General features: G+C 66.4%; 1 protein-coding gene. It reads right to left on the bottom strand.

What is annotated here, in order from left to right; all coding sequences use genetic code 11:
* Positions 1-120 precede the first annotated feature (120 nt).
* Positions 121-1,140: a zinc-binding alcohol dehydrogenase family protein gene (locus EN964_RS35065; RefSeq protein WP_127272464.1), complete on the bottom strand. Its 1,020-nt coding sequence runs from the start codon at positions 1,138-1,140 to the stop codon at positions 121-123.
* Positions 1,141-1,236 lie beyond the last annotated feature (96 nt).

The raw sequence follows: 1,236 nt of genomic DNA, 5'->3' as shown, positions 1-1,236 counted from the left end.
AGCTCGCACCCTTCCTCTACCCCGTCGATCGGGGGAGAGGTGGCTCGGCGAAGCCGAGACGGAGTGGGGGTCGACCTGCGCGGGCGTCTTCAATTCGGACCGGCTTCGCCGTCTGCCATGTTATGATCCGACCTCGATCACAGCCTTGATCAGGCCCGATTTCTCATGTGCCCAACGAGCCAGATCGCGCGGCGTGCCGGCGAGTGTGGTGCGGTGTGTGACGAGCTTGGCCAGGGGAACGGCGCCGTTGCGGATCGAGGCGGCGACGTGATCGAAGTCGGCGCGCAAGGCGTTGCGGCTGCCGATCAGCGTCATCTCGCGCTTGTGGAATTCCGGATCGGAAAAGCTGATGTCGTCCTTGACAACAGAGACCAGTACCAAGGTGCCGCCATGCGCGACATGGGCAAAGGCCGACTGCACCGACTGGGTGTTGCCGGTGGCGTCGAAGACCACATCGAAGCCTTCGCCTGATGTCGCTTGCCTGACCAGATCGGGCACCGCGCCGCGCGAGCCGTCGAGGGTCTGGAAACCAAGCTCATTTGCGGCGAAGGCGAGCCTTTCACTGCTCATGTCGAGCAGCGTCACGTCGAGTTCGGCGATGCGGGCGAAGATGGCGGTGCCGAGCCCGATCGGGCCGGCGCCGATGACCAGCGTGCGGGCGCCGGGGTCGGCGCGGGCGCGCCGCACGGCATGCGCGCCGATGGCCAGGAACTCGACTGCGGCGGCGTCGGCCAGCGACAGGCCGTTGGCCGGATAGAGATTTTGCGCCGGCACCAGGATCTGTTCGCACATGGCGCCGTCGCGATGCACGCCCAGCACCTCGATCCTGAGGCAGCAATTGGGCTTGCCGTGCCGGCAGGCGATGCACTTGCCGCAGGAAAGATAGGGGTTGATCACCACGGGCTCACCAACGGCAAGATCGACGCCGTCGCCGGTCTCGACGATCGTTCCCGACACCTCATGGCCCATGATGCGAGGATAGGCGAGGAACGGGTGCTTGCCCTCGAAAATGTGGTAGTCGGTGCCGCAGATGCCGACATGGCTGACCGCCACCAGCGCCCAGCCGGGAGGCGGTGCCTCTGGTGCGGGCCGGTCTTCAAGGACGAGATCGCCGGGCGAACGGCAGAGGACGGCTTTCATGCGCTAATCCAGTCATGAAATCGCCGGCCCGTTGGTGTGGCGGGCCGGCGGGTGATTGCGGGGTCGCTACTTGGCGCGGCGGCGCAGGGCGGCGAA

Origin of the sequence: Mesorhizobium sp. M7A.F.Ca.CA.001.10.2.1, from assembly GCF_003998575.1 — a bacterium.
GTDB lineage: Bacteria > Pseudomonadota > Alphaproteobacteria > Rhizobiales > Rhizobiaceae > Mesorhizobium.
Note: the sequence above shows the minus strand (reverse complement) of the source record. Positions and strands in the feature narration are given on the sequence as shown.

Bases quoted from the DNA above. Each gene is read 5' to 3' on its own strand.
- EN964_RS35065 (WP_127272464.1), bottom strand. From the start codon at position 1,140: ATGAAAGCCGTCCTCTGCCGTTCGCCCGGCGATCTCGTCCTTGAAGAC.